The following is a 2,171-nucleotide window of genomic DNA, read 5'->3' on the forward strand; positions in this document are numbered from 1 at the left end:
GAACAACTTTGGCTTCTTCTTCGTTGACCACCAGCTGTGCATCCACCAAATCATAACCAAAAGGAGCAGAACGCATAGGCATAATCTTCTTTTGCTTTTCGACCGCCTTTAATCTCCCTCTACTTGTTCGCTTTCGAATCATAGATAACTCATACTGAGCGATGGCAGACTGCATATTAAAAAACAACTGACCTTCTGGTGTATTTTGATACTCTGCATCACAGAAAATAAGCTCTACGTCGTGACGCTCCATCTCTCCACATACGATCAATTTATCTACCAAGTTACGACTTAAGCGATCAGGATGAACACAAATCACTTTATTTATTTTTCCTTGTGCAATATCTTGCCGAAGTCGATCCATCTCTGGACGCTCGATGTCCTCTCCTGAAGCACCTGATTCTCTGTAAATCTCTAACTGATACAGTCCCAATGCATGTGCCTTTTCCATACATATCTCCACCTGTGTATCCAAACTCGTCCCTTCTACTGCCTGTAATCCTGTAGATACACGAGCGTAGATGGCTGTTTTCACTCCTCTTCCCTCCTCTTCTTTATTTAAGTTGTTCACTCTATCCAAGCAAATGAACTGGCTTTTCTTGTTGTTCTGTAAGTGCCAGTTTCATTAAGACTTGAATCACTCGCTCCTTAGCTTCAAGAGATTCTTTTAACTTTTTTGAATGATTCTCAGGTTTGTTCTGAACCCATACAAATTGGACGGGATCTGTTTTTCTTTTCATCCAAACACCGTCTTTATCTGGTATATACAAATGTATGAATCTTTGAGTTTGTCCCATGATTAGCTTATTTAACTAAGAACCCAATGACGTTTCTTTCTGCTTTTTTCCATTAACAAAGTTATCAAGTTATGCTTGATTTTCTAGACCTTTTAAAATAGTTATTTGATTAATACGAACAGTGTTATATAATTACCTCAAGAAAGGCTAACAAGCTCTTCGACAACTAAATATCAAACATCACTCGAACTACCAGGAGGTAGAAGTGAAGGAACATCGTCCTCTGGGTGATCGGGAAGCGGAGCGGTTCGACCAGGCACCCGTGCGTGCCACCATCTGGGGCATCAGCCGTGGATGGTTCATCGGCATCGTGATCATCGTTCTCGCTGGCCTGACGAGCTGGGCCATCTGGGGCCTTGATGTCGGCACCAGTGACATCAAGGGTCAGGGTGAGGCCGAGAAGGTCAAGAACAGCGCCGCCAACCGGATCCGGGCACAGGAGGGGTTCGAGGACCTCTTCAACGAGATCGTCACCGCCGACAAGAACATCAACATCACGGCGGAGGCACTGGAGCTCGATCCGAAGGATCTCAAGTCCAAGGTCGAGCTCCGCGGACAGAAGCAGTACTGCAACGACCTGGTCGGGCAGTATAACGCCAAGGCCCGCAAGTTCACCCAGCAGGAGTTCCGCGCCGTGGATCTCCCCGCCCAGATCGACGACACCGACTCGAAGACCGACTGCAAGGAGAACCAGCAGTGAAGCGCAACCGACGGAACGCGATCGCCGCTCTCCTCCTCACCGGTGCTCTCGCCCTCGGTACCACCGCGTGCGAGACCGATGATGAGAAGGCGCGCAAGGAGCAGCAGTCCCAGAAGGCCACCGGCGAGACCCTGGGGAAGAAGAACCTCCGGGAGAAGCTGAAGCGAGAGGAAAACCCGAACGCCATCGGGTACGTCTACCTCCTCAGCTTCGGCAAGCCGATGGGCTACTACATCGTCAAGGGCAAGGTCTCGTCCAACGGGAGTCAGCTGACCCCGCAGGACGAGATCGTCGACACATGCGGAAGCGATGACTGCTCCGTCGTCGTCGATGGTCCCCAGGACGACGGCACCTACGGTAACCGCGACCCCGGGATCTTCTTCTTCCTGAGCGACGGCACCATGGTCACGACGAGTCTGGACTATGTCTACACCGACCGACCGATCCAGGCCGTCAACGTCCCGCTCCTGGGCGGGACGAAGTAGTCGAGGAAGTCGTCGACGCAGTTTGTTAGACCCTCGCGGTATAGATTAGGCCTTTGCCTCGTCTATACCGCGAGCTGCTTTCTCTCCTTTTGCAAAATCGATTATTTCCTTTGTTTGTTGCATTCTTCTCTTTCTGATGCTGTACCAATTCAAACAAAGTCTTATCGATAATAGCTGGAACTTTGGTGA

At 49.7% G+C, this 2,171-nt stretch carries 4 protein-coding genes; 2 read left to right on the forward strand and 2 right to left on the reverse strand.

The genetic code is table 11. From position 1 onward, the window contains the following. Together GSM42_RS20240 and GSM42_RS20245 are read right to left on the reverse strand one after the other, a co-directional pair. Positions 1-535 (reverse strand): recombinase family protein (locus tag GSM42_RS20240; RefSeq protein WP_160803372.1); only part of this gene is annotated, 535 nt, incomplete at its 3' end. A 37-nt stretch (positions 536-572) separates the two neighbouring features. After that, positions 573-740, reverse strand: coding sequence for a hypothetical protein (locus GSM42_RS20245; RefSeq protein WP_160803373.1), 168 nt, complete (start codon positions 738-740; stop codon positions 573-575). Positions 741-1,002: 262 nt separating this feature from the next. Between GSM42_RS20245 and GSM42_RS20250 the strand changes: the two genes are divergently transcribed. Next, the gene (locus GSM42_RS20250; protein WP_160803374.1) at positions 1,003-1,497 is read left to right on the forward strand and encodes a hypothetical protein; all 495 of its coding nucleotides are present in this window, start codon (positions 1,003-1,005) and stop codon (positions 1,495-1,497) included. After that, entirely contained in the window at positions 1,494-1,982 is a 489-nt protein-coding gene (locus GSM42_RS20255) for a hypothetical protein (protein WP_160803375.1), read from the forward strand. Before GSM42_RS20250 ends, GSM42_RS20255 begins: the two co-directional genes overlap by 4 nt. Positions 1,983-2,171 lie beyond the last annotated feature (189 nt).

It is taken from the genome of Shimazuella alba, from assembly GCF_009831235.1.
Lineage (GTDB): Bacteria > Bacillota > Bacilli > Thermoactinomycetales > Thermoactinomycetaceae > Shimazuella > Shimazuella alba.

Coding starts and splice junctions, on each gene's coding strand:
- GSM42_RS20245 (WP_160803373.1), bottom strand. CDS start 740: ATGAAAAGAAAAACAGATCCCGTCCAATTTGTATGGGTTCAGAACAAA.